General features: G+C 60.1%; 14 protein-coding genes and 2 tRNA genes. 10 read left to right on the top strand and 6 right to left on the bottom strand.

The annotated features are described in order from the left end of the window. Nucleotides 1-4: 4 nt before the first annotated feature. A complete protein-coding gene (locus ACA046_RS26120) occupies nucleotides 5-1,432 on the top strand; it encodes a family 8 glycosyl hydrolase (protein WP_497675252.1) in 1,428 nt (475 codons plus the stop codon). A 114-nt stretch (nucleotides 1,433-1,546) separates the two neighbouring features. On the opposite strand, the gene groL is transcribed toward ACA046_RS26120, so the two are convergent. The 4 genes from groL to ACA046_RS26140 form a co-directional block, all read right to left on the bottom strand. After that, entirely contained in the window at nucleotides 1,547-3,190 is a 1,644-nt protein-coding gene (gene groL, locus ACA046_RS26125; RefSeq protein ID WP_076015366.1) for a chaperonin GroEL, read from the bottom strand. Between the two features lie 50 nt (nucleotides 3,191-3,240). Then, nucleotides 3,241-3,537: a co-chaperone GroES gene (locus tag ACA046_RS26130; protein WP_003208599.1), complete on the bottom strand. Its 297-nt coding sequence runs from the start codon at nucleotides 3,535-3,537 to the stop codon at nucleotides 3,241-3,243. A 248-nt stretch (nucleotides 3,538-3,785) separates the two neighbouring features. Continuing rightward, entirely contained in the window at nucleotides 3,786-4,262 is a 477-nt protein-coding gene (locus tag ACA046_RS26135) for an FxsA family protein (RefSeq protein WP_008433587.1), read from the bottom strand. A 66-nt stretch (nucleotides 4,263-4,328) separates the two neighbouring features. Next, nucleotides 4,329-5,060 (bottom strand): HugZ family pyridoxamine 5'-phosphate oxidase, encoded by a 732-nt coding sequence (locus ACA046_RS26140; RefSeq protein WP_497675253.1) that lies wholly within the window; start codon nucleotides 5,058-5,060, stop codon nucleotides 4,329-4,331. A 75-nt stretch (nucleotides 5,061-5,135) separates the two neighbouring features. On the opposite strand from ACA046_RS26140, the gene ACA046_RS26145 reads away from it, so the two are divergent. Continuing rightward, on the top strand, nucleotides 5,136-5,894 hold the full coding sequence (locus ACA046_RS26145) for an SDR family oxidoreductase (RefSeq protein WP_497675254.1): 759 nt from the start codon (nucleotides 5,136-5,138) through the stop codon (nucleotides 5,892-5,894). Nucleotides 5,895-5,909: 15 nt separating this feature from the next. Here the strand turns inward: ACA046_RS26145 and ACA046_RS26150 are convergent, their stop codons facing one another. Next, complete coding sequence (locus ACA046_RS26150; RefSeq protein ID WP_459023427.1) at nucleotides 5,910-6,917, bottom strand: DUF481 domain-containing protein; 1,008 nt, start codon at nucleotides 6,915-6,917, stop codon at nucleotides 5,910-5,912. A gap of 172 nt (nucleotides 6,918-7,089) precedes the next feature. On the opposite strand from ACA046_RS26150, the gene ACA046_RS26155 reads away from it, so the two are divergent. The 4 genes from ACA046_RS26155 to ACA046_RS26170 all read left to right on the top strand — a co-directional run bounded on the left by ACA046_RS26155 (nucleotide 7,090) and on the right by ACA046_RS26170 (nucleotide 11,896). Next, the gene (locus ACA046_RS26155) at nucleotides 7,090-7,434 is read left to right on the top strand and encodes an MGMT family protein (RefSeq protein ID WP_497677140.1); all 345 of its coding nucleotides are present in this window, start codon (nucleotides 7,090-7,092) and stop codon (nucleotides 7,432-7,434) included. Between the two features lie 43 nt (nucleotides 7,435-7,477). Next, the gene (locus ACA046_RS26160; RefSeq protein WP_076015371.1) at nucleotides 7,478-9,019 is read left to right on the top strand and encodes an AmpG family muropeptide MFS transporter; all 1,542 of its coding nucleotides are present in this window, start codon (nucleotides 7,478-7,480) and stop codon (nucleotides 9,017-9,019) included. Between the two features lie 187 nt (nucleotides 9,020-9,206). Then, nucleotides 9,207-10,922 (top strand): proline--tRNA ligase, encoded by a 1,716-nt coding sequence (locus tag ACA046_RS26165; RefSeq protein WP_459023429.1) that lies wholly within the window; start codon nucleotides 9,207-9,209, stop codon nucleotides 10,920-10,922. A 20-nt stretch (nucleotides 10,923-10,942) separates the two neighbouring features. Continuing rightward, nucleotides 10,943-11,896: a hypothetical protein gene (locus ACA046_RS26170; RefSeq protein ID WP_421552201.1), complete on the top strand. Its 954-nt coding sequence runs from the start codon at nucleotides 10,943-10,945 to the stop codon at nucleotides 11,894-11,896. A gap of 104 nt (nucleotides 11,897-12,000) precedes the next feature. Here the strand turns inward: ACA046_RS26170 and dinB are convergent, their stop codons facing one another. Continuing rightward, nucleotides 12,001-13,059, bottom strand: a complete 1,059-nt coding sequence (gene dinB / locus ACA046_RS26175) for a DNA polymerase IV (RefSeq protein WP_459023431.1) — start codon at nucleotides 13,057-13,059, stop codon at nucleotides 12,001-12,003. Between the two features lie 291 nt (nucleotides 13,060-13,350). On the opposite strand from dinB, the gene ACA046_RS26180 reads away from it, so the two are divergent. From ACA046_RS26180 to ACA046_RS26195, 4 genes are all read left to right on the top strand, one after another. Then, a tRNA-Met gene (locus ACA046_RS26180) sits at nucleotides 13,351-13,427 on the top strand. Nucleotides 13,428-13,634: 207 nt separating this feature from the next. Next, a tRNA-Met gene (locus tag ACA046_RS26185) sits at nucleotides 13,635-13,711 on the top strand. 280 nt (nucleotides 13,712-13,991) lie between these two features. Beyond that, the gene (gene mprF, locus ACA046_RS26190; RefSeq protein WP_459023433.1) at nucleotides 13,992-16,634 is read left to right on the top strand and encodes a bifunctional lysylphosphatidylglycerol flippase/synthetase MprF; all 2,643 of its coding nucleotides are present in this window, start codon (nucleotides 13,992-13,994) and stop codon (nucleotides 16,632-16,634) included. Further along, complete coding sequence (locus tag ACA046_RS26195; RefSeq protein ID WP_318304367.1) at nucleotides 16,634-17,920, top strand: virulence factor family protein; 1,287 nt, start codon at nucleotides 16,634-16,636, stop codon at nucleotides 17,918-17,920. Before mprF ends, ACA046_RS26195 begins: the two co-directional genes overlap by 1 nt. Nucleotides 17,921-17,961 lie beyond the last annotated feature (41 nt).

A 17,961-nucleotide genomic window follows, 5' to 3' on the forward strand; every position in this document is an offset into this window, starting at 1 on the left:
GTTCATGCGTCACCCTAGACGGCATCTGCCCACGCTGCTGTTATCACTGTGCATGGCCGCCGGTTCATGGTCAGTCAGCAGCGCAGCCCAGAGTACTCACGCGCCCTACTACCCCGGCACCATCCTGCCCAATCGCCAGCCCCAGGCGATCATGGATCGGCAGTTGGTCACGTTCTACAAGGACTGGAAGGCGGTGTACCTGTCGGGGGAATGCGGCAGCGGCCGGTATTTCGTCAAGGTCAACGCCGACCACAAACCGGTGGGCGGTGGCGCCGCGCCCAACACCATCACGGTGTCAGAGGCTCATGGCTACGGCATGCTGCTCACAGTGATGATGGCCGACTACGATGAAGACGCCCAAAAAATCTTCGACGGCATGGTGCGCTACTTCCAGGATCACCCGGCAGCGTCCGATCCCGGCTTGATGGCCTGGAACCAGATCGAGGGTTGCGGCGACTCCACCGACCCTTTCCGCGGCGACGTCAGTGCCACCGACGGCGACCTGGACATCGCCTACGCCCTGCTGCTGGCCGACCAGAAATGGGGCAGCCAAGGCACCATTGACTACCGCAGCGAGGCGGACACGGTCATGGCGGCGATCATGAAGCACGAAGTGCACCCCAGGACTCAGCATCTGATGCTCGGCGACTGGGCCGGCACCGACGGCGACCCGGAGCTTGAGTACACCACCCGCACCTCGGATTTCATGCAGTCGCACCTCTACAGTTTTTTCGCCATGACCGGGGATAAACGCTGGCAGGCGGTTCGCGACAAAACCTATTCGATCATCAGCGACTTTACCCAACGCTACAGCGCCAACAGCGGCCTGGTATCAGACTTCATCAGCCACCTGGACACCTCGATCACCCCTGCGCGATCCGAGTTGGTGGAAGGTCAATACGACGGCGGCTACTCGTGGAATGCCGCCCGTTACCCGTGGCGCATCGGCCTGGATTACCTGATGTACGGTGACCCTCGCGCGCTGTACACCTTGACTACCTTCAACCGCTGGGCACGCGCCACCACCCGCGATGAGCCAGGCAACTTCAACAGTGGTTACCGGATCGACGGCAGTTCAATCGAGGAAGCGCAGAATGAGCCGGCCTTTGTGGCGGCGCTCGGGGTCAGCGCAATGATCAGCCCCGACAATCAGCTGTGGCTCAATAACATTTGGGACAACCTGCAACGCCAGTCCATCCGGGATCATGACTACTACGGCAACACCCTAAAACTGTTGGGCATGGTCGTCATGTCCGGCCATTGGGAGCGGCCCCGACCTGCGCCCGTCAACAAAACCACGCACGTGCCTGTCCATCCGTCATCCGGCGCTGCGGCACCGGGACCCGTGGCATCTTTGCCGCCTGCCTCGCAGTTGATGCTGGCTCGCGGCTTCATGTTCAAGAAACTCCTCGGGCGTCGTGGCGTCAGCTAACGCGAGACGCGGAGCGGCCCTGGCGGCATTCTGACGCGGAGCGTGGGAACGATCAAAAAAAACCCCGCCTGCATCGCTGCAGGCGGGGTTTTTCAGTATCGGGGTAAGGCTGGCTTACATCATGCCGCCCATGCCGCCCATACCGCCCATGTCTGGCATACCGCCGCCAGCTGGAGCGTCATCTTTGATCTCGGCGATCATTGCTTCAGTGGTGATCATCAGGCTGGCAATCGACGAAGCCGCTTGCAGAGCCGAACGAGTCACTTTAGCTGGGTCCAGGATGCCCATTTCGATCATGTCGCCATATTCGCCGGTAGCAGCGTTGTAACCGAAGTTACCCGAACCCTGCTTGACCTTGTCGACAACTACGCTTGGCTCGTCGCCGGAGTTGGCAACGATCTGGCGCAGAGGTGCTTCAACAGCACGACGCAGCAGAGCGATACCGACGTCTTGGTCAGCGTTGTCGCCTTTCAGCTCCGAGATAGCCTGCAGAGCGCGAACCAGTGCCACGCCACCGCCAGGTACCACGCCTTCTTCAACGGCTGCACGGGTAGCGTGCAGGGCGTCTTCAACGCGGGCTTTCTTCTCTTTCATTTCAACTTCGGAACCAGCGCCAACCTTGATCACTGCAACGCCGCCGGACAGCTTGGCCAGACGCTCTTGCAGTTTTTCACGGTCGTAGTCGGAAGTGGTATCAGCCACTTGAGCGCGGATCTGGGTAACACGTGCCTGGATGTCAGCTTCAACACCAGCACCGTCGATCACGGTGGTGTTTTCCTTGGTCACGGTGACGCGCTTGGCATTACCCAGGTGTTCCAGGGTAGCGCTTTCCAGGCTCAGGCCGATCTCTTCGGAGATAACGGTACCGCCAGTCAGAACAGCGATGTCCTGCAGCATGGCCTTGCGACGATCGCCGAAACCAGGTGCCTTGACAGCAACCACTTTCACGATACCGCGCATGTTGTTCACAACCAGAGTCGCCAGGGCTTCGCCTTCAACGTCTTCGGAAACGATCAGCAGTGGGCGACCGGCCTTGGCAACAGCTTCCAGAACTGGCAGCAGCTCACGGATGTTGGAGATCTTTTTGTCAACCAGCAGGATCAGCGGGCCGTCGAGCTCGGCGGTCATGGTGTCTGGCTTGTTGACGAAGTACGGGGACAGGTAGCCACGGTCGAACTGCATGCCTTCAACAACCGACAGTTCGTTTTCCAGGCCCGAGCCTTCTTCAACGGTGATCACGCCTTCTTTACCAACTTTTTCCATGGCTTCGGCAATGATGTCGCCGATGGAGCTGTCGGAGTTGGCCGAGATGGTGCCGACCTGAGCGATTGCCTTGGTGTCAGCGCATGGCTTGGACAGGGACTTCAGCTCTTTGACAATGGCGATGGTCGCCTTGTCGATGCCGCGTTTCAGGTCCATCGGGTTCATGCCGGCAGCGACGGCTTTCAGGCCTTCGTTGACGATCGACTGAGCCAGAACGGTAGCGGTAGTGGTGCCGTCGCCTGCGTCATCGTTGGCACGGGAGGCAACGTCTTTGACCAGCTGCGCGCCCATGTTTTCGAAGCGATCTTTCAGCTCGATTTCTTTGGCGACGGAAACGCCGTCCTTGGTGATGGTCGGAGCGCCGAAGCTCTTCTCGATGATCACGTTACGGCCTTTAGGGCCCAGGGTCGCTTTTACTGCGTCAGCCAGGACGTTCACACCGGCGAGCATTTTCTTACGGGCGGAATCGCCGAATTTAACTTCTTTAGCAGCCATGATCGATATTCCTTAAATACTTTGTAGTAACGGGAAGATGAACGGGGAAATCAGCCTTCCAGAACAGCGAGAATCTCGTTCTCAGCCATTACCAGCAGGTCTTCGCCGTCGATTTTCACAGTGTTGCTGCCGGAGTAAGGGCCGAAAACAACCTTGTCACCCACTTTCACAGCCAGCGCACGTACTTCACCGTTTTCCAGGGTCTTGCCTGGGCCAGCAGCGAGAATCACACCGTGGTTGGCTTTTTCAGCAGCCGAACCTGGCAGCACGATACCGCCAGCGGTTTTCTTTTCTTCTTCACTGCGACGGATGACGACGCGGTCATGCAGAGGACGAAGCTTGCTCATTGTCGATCTCTCCTAATTGTGTTTTTCATCGGCCGGTGTCAATTCCGGCTAGTTAAATTCCGGCGGTGCCGGTCGCGGTTCGCGGTGCGAAACGCGGAAGTCTGTCTGGTGTCGCCACCAGAAACCTTGCGGTGACCGTTACATAAGGGCGCATAAGCTTATTACAAGGGTGCAGAGATGAAAATTTTTGTGTCGGGGACGTGTTCAAAAGCCGCACGGCACCCGCGGGTGCCGTGCCAGTGAGGGGTTTACTTGGGGTCGCGGTGTTCGAACTCACCTTCGATCACGTCACCTTCACGCCCCAGGGGCTGGCGCGGGGCCGGGCCACCACGGGGTTGCAGGTCGTCGGCGAAGGCGCGCTGGCGGATCGCAGCCTCTTCGGCACGCTGGCGCATCTTGCCCGCCAGCAGCTTGCGCGTGAATGGCAGCAACATCACCAGGCCAACCACATCGCTGATGAAGCCCGGCAGGATCAACAGGCCACCGGCCAATGCCATCATCAAGCCTTCGAGCATGGTCTGGGCTGGCAGTTCGCCGCGATTCAGGCTTTCACGGGCACGCAGCGCCGTGGCCAGGCCGGCGACGCGCAGCACCAGAACGCCGAGCATCGAGCCGAGAATGATCAGCAGCAGCGCCGGGAAAAACCCGATTGCCCCACTGACTTGTACGAATACGAACAGCTCCAACACGGGGAACAACAAAAAGAGCAACAAAAAAGGGCGCATCAAATGGTTCCTCAACGCAAGAATGCCTTGCTACTTCACCTTAGATGACGTCGCCGTTTCGTGAATTCAAGCTTCAGCGGCTGCTTTTTTCGGCCAGACCTCGGCGTGAGCCAAGAAAACCAAGGCTTCGCGTACTTGTGTCGGCGTATTGCAAGGCTCGGCAAAGGGCAGCCAGTAGAGTGCCTGGCCAATGCGCAGGTGCATGCCTTCGCTGTCGATACCGGCCAATTGTGCAAGCTCGGTGGTCGGCAAGCCGGCCAGTTCGACGTAGTGGGCAATGGCCTTGGTGTGGTCGCTGTTCATGTGCTCGATCATGCTCAACTCGGCCTTGCCGGCGAACGGGTTGGGCAGGGTCAGTTGGTCGACCCAGTGAATCGCGCCGAACCCGCCGATATAACGGTGGCGCACCGGCTTAAGTACCCAGAAGTCAAAATCATGGGCCTTGTGGTAGTTGGCCGAATCCGGGAAGTAGCGGTAATAACGCTCGGCCGCGGCTTCAATCGCGGCGCTGTCTTCGAGCTTTTCGGCCTCGGCCAGGTAGGTCAGGCGCCCTACCGCTTGCACGTCGTCCGCCTCACGCTCACCCACCAGCAGGGAGCACTTGGGGTCTTTCTGCAGGTTATGGGTGTGCTGGGCGATACGGCTGATCAGGATCAGCGGCCGGCCCTCGGCATCCAGGCAGTAAGGCACCACTGAGCCGAACGGAAAGCCGGGCATGGCCTTGGACAAGGTGGCAAGTGCCCCACGGTATTCCTTGAGCAGTAGTTCTCGGGCATTCTTGGCAACGTGCGCGCTCAACTTATGACTCCTTTGATAAATTCCGTCAAAAAACAAACTTGGATAGCCGATTAATTCTGCCCACAGGACTTGCGAATGCATCTCAACGACAAAGTAATCATTATCACCGGCGGTTGCCAGGGTTTGGGCCGTTCCATGGCGGAGTATTTCGCAGCCAAGGGCGCGCACCTGGCGCTGGTGGACCTCAATCAGGAAAAACTCGACCAGGCGGTGGAAGCCTGCCAGGCACACGGCGTAACGGCCCGGGCTTATCTATGCAACGTGGCGAATGAGGAGCAGGTGTGCCAGACGGTGGCACAGATCGCCGAAGACTTCGGCGCGATCAACGGTTTGATCAACAACGCGGGGATTTTGCGCGACGGCTTGCTGCTCAAGGTCAAGGATGGCGAGATGACCAAGATGAGCCTGGCCCAGTGGCAGGCGGTGATCGACGTGAACCTCACCGGCGTGTTCCTGTGCACCCGCGAAGTGGCGGCAAAAATGGTGGAGCTGAAGAACCAGGGCACCATCATCAATATCTCGTCGATCTCCCGCGCCGGCAACGTCGGCCAGACCAACTACTCGGCCGCCAAGGCCGGTGTAGCGGCCGCCACCGTGACCTGGGCCAAGGAGCTGGCGCGCTATGGCATCCGCGTAGCGGGCATTGCGCCGGGGTTTATCGAGACGCAGATGTCCCTGGGCATGAAGCCCGAGGCACTGGAGAAGATGACGTCGGGCATTCCCCTCAAGCGCATGGGGCGGCCTGAGGAGATTGCCCATTCAGCGGCGTACATCTTCGAAAACGACTACTACACCGGGCGAATCCTGGAAATGGACGGCGGGTTACGCCTTTAATTACCAGGCGGCTCGTTACCAGGCGACGCCGAACCCTGCGGTATAGCGAGTCTTGCTCAACGCGCTTTCCGAGTCGCCACTGATCACGTCGCGCTCGGCCTTGAGGTTGAGGGAAGCCCACTCGGTGACTTTATAGCGCAAGCCCATTTCTGCATCCAGGGAGTAGTCGGACGGCCCGGCCAGTGGCTTGCCCAGCTCGCCATTGGTGAAGAATTCGACGGTTTTGCCCACCAGGTAGCGGTTGTAGTTCCACTTCATCGCCAGCGAGTAGAAGTTGTCTTTGCCGCCGTCCTGGTATTCATAGTCGGTGCGGTTGACCAGCGAACCGAGGGAGAACGCGCCCAGTTCGTCGTCCCAGAATTGGTAGCCCGGACCAGTACCCACGGTGCGCTGGCGTGACAGGTCTTCAACCTTGTCGCGCTTGTAGGTCAAACGGCCCTGCCAGAACCAGTGTTCGGTGATAAACCGGTCCAGGTCGTATTCCAGCGCCCAGTTGTCGGTGGTGGTCACGTCGTCCTGGAATTCGCGGTTGTATTCGCCCTGGCCGGTATGACGCCACTGGCCATGACGAGCGGTGGTCTTGAAGTCGATGTCGTAGTCGTTGGTGTCTTTTTCCGCGCGCTTGTAGTCCAGCGCCATGTCGACATTGCCCTTCCACACCAGGTCTTCGATCACGGGCTTGGGCTTGATGATCTGCTGGATGCTGGCCAGCTCGACGGTCTTGGGCGCCTCACCGTTGGCCAGGGTGACCTTGCCTTCATCGGCCGCCTGCAGTGATTTGGCCTTCTCGCCGGTGTAGGCATCCTGCTTGACCAGCAGTTCCTGATCACTTTCAAGGGTTTTGACCTGCTTCCAGTCCACCGGGATGGCACCGGCATAATCAGTCTGGATCAGCAGCTTGCCGCCGTCGAAAACCTTGATCTTGCCGGTCAGACGGTCACCGTTCTTTAACCAGACGGTATCGGCGAGCAGAGGCGTGGAGGCGCTGAATACAGCGAGGCACAGCAGGGTTCTGGACAACATAAGCGGATATGGGGCTCGAGTTTGACGAAAAAACGGGCATTATCGGGGTGGATAACTTCTTAGCAAGGACTGACTCGGGTATTTGTATCGAGTTCCGTTCTCAGCCCCCCATTTTGCAGACATTTCTTACAAATAGACGGATATTTTCATCGGATATGCCACCGTGAACGAAATGACCGACGCTCCGCAAAGCCCCGCTGAAATGCGCCGCACCGTGCTGTACCTGACCCTCGCCCAGGTACCTGAAGGCTGCGTAATCAGCTACGGGGAGCTGGCGCAGCTCGCCGGTTTGGGCCGCGCCGCACGTTGGGTAGGGCGCACCCTGAGCCAACTGCCCGAGGACACCAAACTGCCCTGGCACCGCGTGTTGGGTGCCGGTGGTCGGATAAGTCTGCCAGTGGGCAGTGCTTCAGGTGACGAGCAACGTGCGCGTTTGCGCGGCGAAGGCGTCAGCATCGTGAACAATCGTGTTGATATTCAGCGTCATGGCTGGCGCCCGGTAGAGCACAGCGGTTAGAGTGCGCGCTTTATTTGCGTAATTCTGAGGCAGACTCCAGCCCATGCCCCGTAAAACCTGGCGCGCCGCGCTCGCCGCCTATGCCAGCCCCTCGACGTTAGTGCTGCTGTTGCTCGGCTTTGCTGCCGGCATGCCTTACATGTTGGTGTTCTCGACGCTCTCGGTGTGGTTGCGTGAGGCCGGTGTGGCCCGCGAAACCATCGGTTACGCGAGCCTGATTGGCCTGGCTTACGCCTTCAAGTGGGTCTGGTCGCCCTTGCTTGACCAATGGCGCCTGCCATTGCTCGGCAAGCTCGGACGTCGTCGATCCTGGTTAGTCTTGTCCCAGACGCTGGTTATCCTTGGATTGATCGGCATGGGCTTTTGCGATCCGCAAAAGCACCTGTCCTGGCTGATCGCTATCGCGGTAATCGTCGCCTTCGCTTCCGCCACTCAAGACATCGCCGTAGACGCCTACCGCCTGGAAATCGCCGACGACAGCCGCCAGGCTGCGCTGGCCGCCAGCTATATGTCCGGCTATCGAATTGCGGCCCTGCTGGCGACGGCCGGCGCACTGTTTTTCGCTGAAGGCTTTGGCTCCACCGGCTTCAATTACAAGCACTCGGCATGGACCGGCACCTACGTGCTGTTTGGTGTGCTGATGGTGCCCGCGCTGCTGACCACGCTGCTGATGCGCGAGCCCAATGTGCCACTGCGCACCCAACTGCAGGCCGGACGCTACAGCTTTGCTCATCAGTTAGTGTCGGTGTTCGTGTTGATCGTGCTGCTGGTCTCGGTACCGGCGATGTTTACCCAGTTGTACAACACAGACTTCGCCAGCGTGCTGTTCCAGGGCGTGAGCCTGCTGGATCTGCTGCTGGAAGACCGCGCGTTCCTGCGGGCCATCCTCTATATCATCCTCACCACCCTGTGCCTGTCGACCATGGGCCGCCGGGGCCTGGCGCCGGTGCTCACACCGGTCAATGACTTTATCCTGCGCTACCGTTGGCAGGCCCTGCTGCTGTTGGGGCTGATTGCCACCTATCGCATGTCGGACACGGTAATGGGCGTCATGGCCAACGTGTTCTATATCGACCAGGGTTTCACCAAGGACCAGATCGCCGGCGTCAGTAAGGTCTTCGGCCTGATCATGACCCTGCTGGGTGCCGGCATGGGGGGCCTGCTGATCGTGCGCTTCGGGATCCTGCCGATCCTGTTTATCGGCGGCATTGCATCGGCCGGCACTAACCTGCTGTTCGTGATGCTCGCCGACATGGGCCCGGACTTGCAGATGCTGATTTTCACCATCTCCCTGGACAACTTCAGTTCCGGCATGGCGACCTCGGCGTTTGTTGCGTACCTGTCGAGCCTGACCAACCTGAAGTTCTCCGCCACCCAATACGCGTTGCTCAGCTCGATCATGTTGCTGCTGCCACGTTTGATCGGCGGGTATTCGGGGGTGATGGTCGAGAAGTTCGGTTACCACAACTTCTTCCTGATCACCTGCCTGCTGGGTGTGCCGACGCTGCTCCTGATTGCCTTGCACTGGTTCCAGGAAAGCCGGCGGATTCGGTTGAATCCTCCCGAGGACACCTCCCCCTTGTAGGAGCAAGCTTGCTCGCGAAGAACTCACAGGCACCGCGTTTATCCCGGTTTCCCGTGTAATCGTTGACGATCTTCGCGAGCAAGCTCGCTCCTACAGACAGCTCTGCATCCTGATGCCTGTACGTCGGCGGCAAGCGCCCGTACAATCCAACGTCATTTCAAGTCCAAGCAACCGACAACGGCCTACCATGCGCACCAGTCAATATTTGCTCGCCACACAGAAAGAAACGCCTTCCGACGCGGTCGTGATCAGCCACCAGCTGATGCTGCGCGCCGGCATGATCCGCAAACTGGCCTCGGGCCTGTACACCTGGCTGCCCATGGGCTTGAAGGTGATGCGCAAGGTCGAAGCCATCGTTCGTGAAGAAATGAACGCTGCCGGCTCTCTGGAAGTGTTGATGCCGAGCACCCAACCGGCTGAGCTGTGGCAGGAATCCGGGCGCTGGGAAGAGTACGGCCCTGAATTGCTGCGCTTCAAGGACCGTCATGGCCGCGACTTCTGCGCCGGCCCGACCCACGAAGAAGTGATCACCGACCTGATGCGCAACGAGTTGAGCAGCTATAAACAGCTGCCCCTCAACCTGTATCAGATCCAGACCAAATTCCGTGACGAAATCCGCCCACGCTTCGGTTTGATGCGCGGCCGCGAATTCATCATGAAGGACGCCTATTCGTTCCACCCGGACCAGGCGTCCCTACAGGTCACCTACGACCGCATGCACACCGCCTACTGCAACGTGTTCACCCGCCTGGGCCTGAAATTCCGCCCGGTTGAAGCGGACAACGGTTCCATCGGCGGTGCCGGATCCCACGAATTCCACGTGCTGGCCGAGTCCGGTGAAGACGACATCGTGTTCAGCAACGGTTCCGACTACGCGGCGAACATCGAGAAAGCCGAAGCCGTGCCACGGGAAACATCCCGCCCTGCGCCAAGCGAAGAGCTGCGCCTGGTGGACACGCCTGAGACCAAGACCATCGCGGCCCTGGTGGAGAAATTCAATCTGCCGATTGAAAAGACCATCAAGACCCTGATCGTGCGCGCCGAGGAAGAAGGCAAGCTGATCGCCCTGGTGATCCGCGGCGACCACGAGCTCAACGAAATCAAGGCCGCCCAGCAGCCAGGCGTTGCCAGCCCGCTGGTCATGGCCACCGACTCAGAACTGCGCGACGCGATTGGCGCCGGCGCTGGCTCCCTGGGCCCGCTGAACCTGCCACTGCCGATCATCATCGACCGTTCGGTTGAGCTGATGAGCGACTTCGGCATCGGTGCGAACATCGATGACAAGCACTACTTCGGCGTGAACTGGGAACGTGACCTGCCGGTTCCGACCGTGGCCGACCTGCGCAACGTGGTGGCAGGCGACCCGAGCCCGGACGGCAAGGGCACCCTGGAAGTCAAGCGCGGCATCGAAGTCGGGCACATCTTCCAGCTGGGCAACAAGTACAGCAAGGCGATGAAGTGCGAAGTGCTGGGCGAGAACGGCAAGCCGATCACCCTGGAAATGGGCTGCTACGGCATTGGTGTTTCCCGCGTGGTTGCGGCTGCCATCGAGCAGAACAACGACGAAAAAGGCATCATCTGGAGTGACGCCCTCGCGCCGTTCCAGGTAGCCCTGGTACCGCTGCGCTACGAAACCGAGCAAGTACGCGAAGCCACCGACAAGCTGTACGCCGAACTGACGGCGGCCGGTTTTGAAGTGCTGCTGGATGATCGGGACAAGAAAACCAGCCCGGGCATCAAGTTCGCCGACATGGAACTGATTGGCATCCCGCACCGGATCGTGGTCAGTGACCGCGGCCTGGCCGATGGCAATCTGGAATACAAGAGCCGGACCGAAGCCGAAGCCCAACCGTTGCCGGTGGCTGACGTGCTGTCTTTCCTTCAGGCGCGTATTCGTCGCTGAAAACCATATCAAGAGTCGTCATGTTCAAGCGAAACACCATAGCCCTGGGGGGCGCCACGTTATGTGGCGCCCTGCTGGTCAGCGGCTGCGCCAACCAGATGTCGCAACGCAGCGAGCACGAGGAACGTATCGAGCGCAAATTGCTCGATCACAGCCTGCAGATCGACGTGGGCGAACCCAAGGTGCTGGAGCTGCCGCAACGCCGGGTTCGCATTCACGAGCAAAAGACCTTTGAGGTCACCGAATTCGAAGTCACCCGTCGTTACGACCGCTACACGCCCTACCAGCCCTGGCGCAAACTCTATGAAATGCCCCTCGGCGCGGTCGCGCTCGTGGCGGGCGTCGGCGCCAACGTGGCAAATATCTTTGCCCTGGGCAACTTGCCTACCAGCGTGACCCGTGACTGGCTCAGCTACGGCGTGGACGGGATCAACCCGTTCATGAACGTGCAATCCCATGGTCGGGCGCAACAGAACCTGGCAGGCATCGATGAAGTCCAGCGCGACAAGCGTGTGGAGTATTCGAGCCTGCCCTGGAGCGAGCGCCCAGTACAGGTGACGGCTGGCAAGCAAACCCATGAACTGACCACCGACCGTAACGGCGTGCTGCGCCTGAACCTGCTGGACAGCCCGTTTGCCGAGCAGGACCTGAACCGCATCAGCATCCTGAAGATCAGCGTTGAAGATGCCCAGGATGACGTGCACTCGGACTCATCCCTGGCCGTCAGCAGCACCCTGCGCAGCAAATTGCTCGAAGCTCACGGGTTGATCTACGACGACCTCGAAGACGATGAAGTCAACGAGTGGGTGCACCGGGTCAAGCGCCTGTCGGAGCTGGGCCTGGAAGAAGAAGCCAGCGAGCTGGAACAAAGCCTGATCGAACTGACCCGCAATGATCCGGAGTTGCAGCAGGAATTCTTGCAGGCATTGACCAAGGATGCGGGTCGGCTGGTGGCGGATCCCGGGGCACGCTAATTTCCCGTAGCAGCTGTCGAGCCCCAGCGAGGCTGCGTCGGCGTTTTACCTGACGCACCGCTGACGCAGCCTCGCTGGGGCTCGACAGCTGCTACGCGGATAACCTACCAGGACAGCTCAAGCTGCTCGTTGCCGCTGCTCAAGTCCAGCAAACGCACACCTATTCCCAGCAATCGCACCGGCTTGCCGCCACGATTGAATGCCTGGGTCAGCAACTGCCGGTAACTCTCCAGATCCCGCCCTGCCCCGGCCTGTTCCAGCGTGGTTTGGGTAAAGTCGTGAAACTTCACTTTGACGAACGGCTTGCCCGCCCGATAGCTGCTGTCGATGCGCGCCATGCGTCCGGCCAGGGTGTCCATCAGCTCCGGCAGCTTTTCCAGGCAACTGGGCAAGTCCGGCAGGTCGACATCGTAGGTATTTTCCACGCTGATGGATTGCCGGCGGCTGTCGTTCTGCACCACACGGTCATCGATCCCTCGCGCCAGGCTCCAAAGCCGCTCGCCGAAGCTGCCAAACTCACGCACCAGCGCCAGCTTGTTCCACTCTCGCAGTTGCAGGCAGTCTTCGATCCCCAGCCGCGTCAGCTTGTCGGCCGTCACCTTGCCCACACCGTGGAGCTTTTTCACCGGCAGCGCCGAGACAAAGTCTTCCACCTGATCAGGGGTGATCACAAACAGTCCGTTGGGTTTTTTCCAGTCGCTGGCGATCTTGGCGAGAAACTTGTTCGGCGCCACGCCGGCAGAAACGGTGATATGCAATTGGTTGGAGACCCGCCGGCGAATGTCCTGGGCGATGCGCGTGGCGCTGCCGCCGAAATGCGGGCTGTCGGAGACGTCGAGGTAGGCTTCGTCCAGGGATAACGGTTCGATCAGGTCGGTGTAGTCGCGAAAGATCGTCTGGATTTCCTTGGACGCTTCTTTATAGGCGTCCATGCGCGGCTTGACGATGGTCAGGTCCGGACACAGCTTCAACGCGTGCCGGGACGACATGGCTGAACGCACACCATAAGCCCGCGCCTCATAGTTGCAGGTGGCGATCACACCGCGACGGTCTGCCGAGCCGCCAACCGCCAGGGGCTTTTGCGCCAGAGTCGGGTCGTCGCGCATCTCGATGGCGGCGTAGAAGCAATCACAGTCGACGTGGATGATTTTGCGCTGCGTCATATATAAGGCAGTGGTTCTGGGCAGAAAACGAACAGGCGGGCAGTATCTCATTCACACCTGTATATAGCACCAGTAGTTTGAATCTTCCGCCTAAGCGGTAGGAAAATTCGTAGATGAATTCATTTTCTCAATCGAAACACACCCCCCAATAGAGCTGAAAGCCTCGGCCAGACTGGCCCCGCGGCCTATCAAGGGGCCACCTTGGAGAGCTAACCGATTGAACCACAAGCGCTTTTCTTTGAATCAGCGGTTGACACACTCGCGTTCCTCTGTAGAATGCCGACACACAGACGCGGGATGGAGCAGTCTGGTAGCTCGTCGGGCTCATAACCCGAAGGTCGTCGGTTCAAATCCGGCTCCCGCAACCAAACATCAAAAAAGGCTACTCGAAAGAGTGGCCTTTTTTGTGCCTGTCTGTTTTAGCCCCTCCTTTCGATTGTCTGACAAAAATCCTTTCCCAATCGCGCACTTACCGCACGCGCGTGACAATCCGACGCTAATTTGCACTTATTTGACCCATCGTTCGATTAACGGTTGACACCCTGCCGTTGCTCTGTAGAATGCCGCCACACAGACGCGGGATGGAGCAGTCTGGTAGCTCGTCGGGCTCATAACCCGAAGGTCGTCGGTTCAAATCCGGCTCCCGCAACCAAACATCAAAAAAGGCTGCTCGAAAGAGTGGCCTTTTTTGTATCTGACGAAAAAGTCCTTTTGAAACAATGGCATGGCATCTTTCATGAAACCGTACACGGTTTGTAGAGTCCATCTCATTGCAAGCTATGCTAAGTCTTCAAGCACTGTCCTTCTACGACCAATGGGCGCTGTCGCTGCACTTCGCGATACGCGTTAATATTTGTAATTATTTTGTCCATAGGGATTGGTAACTTGGCTGGATACCTCCATCCTGTCGCGCACAATCCACGAGGTGATTGATGCGCGCCAACTCGTCTGAACCACAAGACTCTGTCACAGCGACACAACCGATCACTCCCACCCGTTTGCGCTGGCTGGATCTGTTGAGCAAGTACCGCCAACCCATCGGACTGGCCGTCACTTTGTTGCTGTTCGCAATCGCCCTTATCGCCTGTCGCCACCTGCTGCTTGAGCTGGACCTGTACGCGCTCCACGATTCGATCCTGGAAGTGCCCAAGCCTGCCCTGCTGGGCGCATTCGGTGCCGCTGTCGCCGGCTTTATCATTCTGTTGGGCTATGAATTTTCCGGCGCCCGTTATGCCGGCGTGAAGCTGCCTGCCAAGACCTTGGCCTACGGCGGCTTTACCGCTTTCGCCATTGGCAATGCGATTGGCCTGTCGATGCTCTCGGGCGGTTCGGTACGCTACCGTTTATATGCACGGTATGGCATCGGTGCCTCCGAAGTGGCCCGCATGACCGTGTTTGCCAGCCTGGCCCTGGGTTGCGCCCTGCCGCCACTGGCTGCGCTGGCCACCCTGAGCAACCTGCCCGCCGCGTCCAGCGCGCTGCATTTACCCGCGAGCCTGCTGGGTGGTGTCGCAGGCGCCGTGCTGTTGTTGACGGCGGCACTGTGCATCGGCATCTATCGTCGCCGGCTGCCGGAACAACCTTACCCGGACAACCTGCTGGTCAAGGCCGGGCGCCGCACCTTGCGCCTGCCGGGCCGTCGCCTGACCTTTCTGCAACTGATCATCACCGCCCTCGACGTCGCCGCTGCCGCCACCGTGTTGTATATGCTGCTGCCGGAAGCGCCACCCTTTGGCCCGTTCCTGCTGGTGTACCTGCTGGCCCTGGCCGCCGGCGTGCTCAGCCATGTACCGGGCGGCGTCGGGGTGTTCGAAGCGATCCTGCTGGCCGCCTTTGCCGACAAGCTCGGCGCCGCGCCACTTGCCGCCGCATTGCTGCTGTACCGGATGATCTATGTGGTGCTGCCACTGTTGATCGCCTGTGTATTCCTGCTGGTCAATGAAGCCCAGCGTCTGTTCCATACACAGCAAAGCCTGCGGGCGGCCTCGGGCCTTGCTGCACCGATCCTGGCCGTACTGGTTTTTTTGTCAGGCGTGGTCCTGCTGTTTTCCGGCGCAACCCCGGAAATCGACTCACGCCTGGAAAACATCGGCTTCCTGATTCCTCATCGCCTGATTGACGCTTCGCACTTTGGTGCCAGCCTGATCGGCGTGCTCTGCCTGCTACTGGCCCAGGGCCTGCGTCGCCGGTTATCCGCCGCCTGGATGCTGACCATGGTGCTGCTGCTGACGGGCGCCCTGCTCTCCTTGCTCAAGGGTTTCGACTGGGAAGAAGCCAGCCTGATGACCATGACGGCGGTGCTGCTGGCGATCTTTCGGCGATCGTTCTATCGCGCCAGCCGCCTGACCGAACTGCCCTTCTCGCCGCTGTATCTCGTTGCCAGCGTGTGCGTACTTGGTGCGTCGATCTGGCTGCTGTTGTTCGCTTACCAGGACGTGCCCTACAGCCATCAGCTGTGGTGGCAGTTCACCCTCGACGCCAACGCCCCGCGTGGCCTGCGCTCGCTGCTGGGCGCCGCCGTGGTGCTGGTGGTGGTCTCGCTGACCTGGCTGCTGCGTACCGCGCGCCCGATCATCCATCTGCCGACCCCCGAAGAGCTGGAGCGCGCCACCAAGATCCTGATGAACTCGGCGCAGCCCGACGGTGGCCTGGCGCTGACCGGCGACAAGGCCCTGCTGTTTCACCCCAACGACGAAGCGTTCCTGATGTACGCGCGTCGCGGCCGCAGCCTGGTGGCCCTGTATGACCCGATCGGCCCGACCCTGCAACGGGCCGAGATGATCTGGCAGTTCCGTGACCTGTGCGACATTCACCATGCGCGCCCGGTGTTCTACCAGGTGCGGGCAGAGAACCTGCCGTACTACATGGACATCGGCCTGACCGCGATCAAGCTGGGTGAAGAAGCCCGGGTCGACCTGAAACGCTTTGACCTGGAAGCCAAGGGCAAAGAGATGAAGGACCTGCGCTACACCTGGAACCGCGGGACCCGAGACGGCCTGTCCCTGGAGATCCACGAACCCGGCCAGGCGCCGATGGAGGAGCTGAAAGTCATCTCCGACGCGTGGCTGACAGGCAAGAACGTGCGGGAAAAAGGCTTTTCCCTTGGACGATTCAGCGACGACTACCTCAAGCACTTTCGTATTGCGATCATTCGCTTCGAAGGGCGCCCGGTAGCGTTTGCGAACCTGCTTGAGACCTACAGCCACGACCTGGCCAGTCTCGACCTGATGCGTGCGCACCCGGACGCGCCGAAACTGACCATGGAATTCATGATGGTCGGCCTGATTCAACATTATAAGAACCATGGCTACGCCCGCTTCAGCCTCGGCATGGTGCCGTTGTCGGGCCTGCAACCACGACGTGGCGCCCCGCTGACCCAACGCCTGGGCTCGATGGTGTTCCGCCGTGGCGAGCAACTGTATAACTTCCAAGGCTTGCGCCGCTTCAAAGACAAGTTCCAGCCTGACTGGGAACCCCGTTATATGGCCGTGCCCGCAGGACTTGATCCGCTGGTGGCACTGGCCGACACCGCCGCCCTGATTGCGGGCGGCTTGACTGGATTGGTGAAACGCTGATGATTCGACGCTCCTGGCGGTATGTATTGGCATTTTTGGTGGTACTGGCACTGATCGTTGGTGGCGGCTACTGGTACTGGAACCGCCCTGCACCGCAACCGACTCTGGAACAACTGCCACAGGCGGACGGCACGGTCCTGACCCGCGTAACCCCGGGCACCGCGCCCAAGGCACGTGTAGCCGTGGCCGTGCTGGCCGATGAAACCCTGACCGACAGCCAACTGATCGCCCTCAGCCAGGGCGGCGCAGCGCAGATCGTCCAGGTGATCCTGCCCAAGGACGACTGCAAGTTGCAGGAACAAGCCCTGCAAACCGCCCTGGGCCAGCTTGCCGGCCCGGCAACCCTGGTCAGCGGCATCGGCCCTGGCGCAGCCCTGGCCTGGCGCTGGCTCGCCGCGCAGAACGACGATAAGGCGAATGCCATTTCCGTCGGTTTCGCGCTGGCACAACCTGGCTGCAACGACCCGCTGCCGAAAACCTCGGCCCACGGCAACTGGCTGGTGGCCTGGAACGATAACCCTGACGATGATGCCGCCAGTTTCGTACGCGACACGCCGCGCGCCACCACCAGCATCAGCGACTATGACGTTCACTACCCGCAAGTGCTGAACAACGAGCTGCGCAAGCAACTGGTGGGCTCGGACAACGGCGGCCTGGCGATTCCGGTGGTCGAAGTGCCGGCTGGCCAGGCCAAGGACACCGTCACCCTGTTCCTCTCCGGTGACGGCGGCTGGCGTGACCTGGACCGTGACGTGGCCGGTGAAATGGCCAAGATCGGCTACCCGGTGGTCGGCATCGATACCCTACGCTACTACTGGCAGCACAAGTCTCCGGAACAAAGCGCCAAGGACCTCGCCGAGCTGATGCAGCACTACCGGCAGAAATGGGGCACCAAGCGCTTCGTGCTGACCGGCTACTCGTTCGGCGCCGACGTGTTGCCGGCCATCTACAACCGCCTGCCGGAAAGCGAGCAGCAGCGTGTAGACGCAATCATCCTGCTGGCCTTCGCCCGCACCGGCAGCTTCGAGATCGAAGTGGAAGGCTGGCTGGGCAACGCTGGCAAAGAAGCCGCTACCGGCCCGGAAATGGCCAAGCTGCCAGCCGACAAGGTGGTGTGCATCTACGGTGCCGAAGAAGTCGACGAGAGTGGCTGCACCGACAAGACGGCAGTCGGTGAGGCTATGAAGCTGCCTGGCGGCCATCACTTCGACGAGAACTACCCGGCGCTGGCCAAGCGTTTGGTAGATATCATCGAGAAGCGCCAGGGCAAGACCCCGGCCGAATAAGCGCCCACAAAAAAGCCCCCGCTGCCGCAAGGCACCGGGGG

The organism is Pseudomonas sp. LBUM1641 (assembly GCF_059716235.1).

Bases quoted from the DNA above. Each gene is read 5' to 3' on its own strand.
- ACA046_RS26120 (WP_497675252.1), top strand. From the start codon at position 5: ATGCGTCACCCTAGACGGCATCTGCCCACGCTGCTGTTATCACTGTGC.
- groL (WP_076015366.1), bottom strand. From the start codon at position 3,190: ATGGCTGCTAAAGAAGTTAAATTCGGCGATTCCGCCCGTAAGAAAATG.
- ACA046_RS26130 (WP_003208599.1), bottom strand. From the start codon at position 3,537: ATGAGCAAGCTTCGTCCTCTGCATGACCGCGTCGTCATCCGTCGCAGT.
- ACA046_RS26135 (WP_008433587.1), bottom strand. From the start codon at position 4,262: ATGCGCCCTTTTTTGTTGCTCTTTTTGTTGTTCCCCGTGTTGGAGCTG.
- ACA046_RS26145 (WP_497675254.1), top strand. From the start codon at position 5,136: ATGCATCTCAACGACAAAGTAATCATTATCACCGGCGGTTGCCAGGGT.
- ACA046_RS26150 (WP_459023427.1), bottom strand. From the start codon at position 6,917: ATGTTGTCCAGAACCCTGCTGTGCCTCGCTGTATTCAGCGCCTCCACG.
- ACA046_RS26155 (WP_497677140.1), top strand. From the start codon at position 7,090: ATGACCGACGCTCCGCAAAGCCCCGCTGAAATGCGCCGCACCGTGCTG.
- ACA046_RS26160 (WP_076015371.1), top strand. From the start codon at position 7,478: ATGCCCCGTAAAACCTGGCGCGCCGCGCTCGCCGCCTATGCCAGCCCC.
- ACA046_RS26165 (WP_459023429.1), top strand. From the start codon at position 9,207: ATGCGCACCAGTCAATATTTGCTCGCCACACAGAAAGAAACGCCTTCC.
- ACA046_RS26170 (WP_421552201.1), top strand. From the start codon at position 10,943: ATGTTCAAGCGAAACACCATAGCCCTGGGGGGCGCCACGTTATGTGGC.
- dinB (WP_459023431.1), bottom strand. From the start codon at position 13,059: ATGACGCAGCGCAAAATCATCCACGTCGACTGTGATTGCTTCTACGCC.
- mprF (WP_459023433.1), top strand. From the start codon at position 13,992: ATGCGCGCCAACTCGTCTGAACCACAAGACTCTGTCACAGCGACACAA.
- ACA046_RS26195 (WP_318304367.1), top strand. From the start codon at position 16,634: ATGATTCGACGCTCCTGGCGGTATGTATTGGCATTTTTGGTGGTACTG.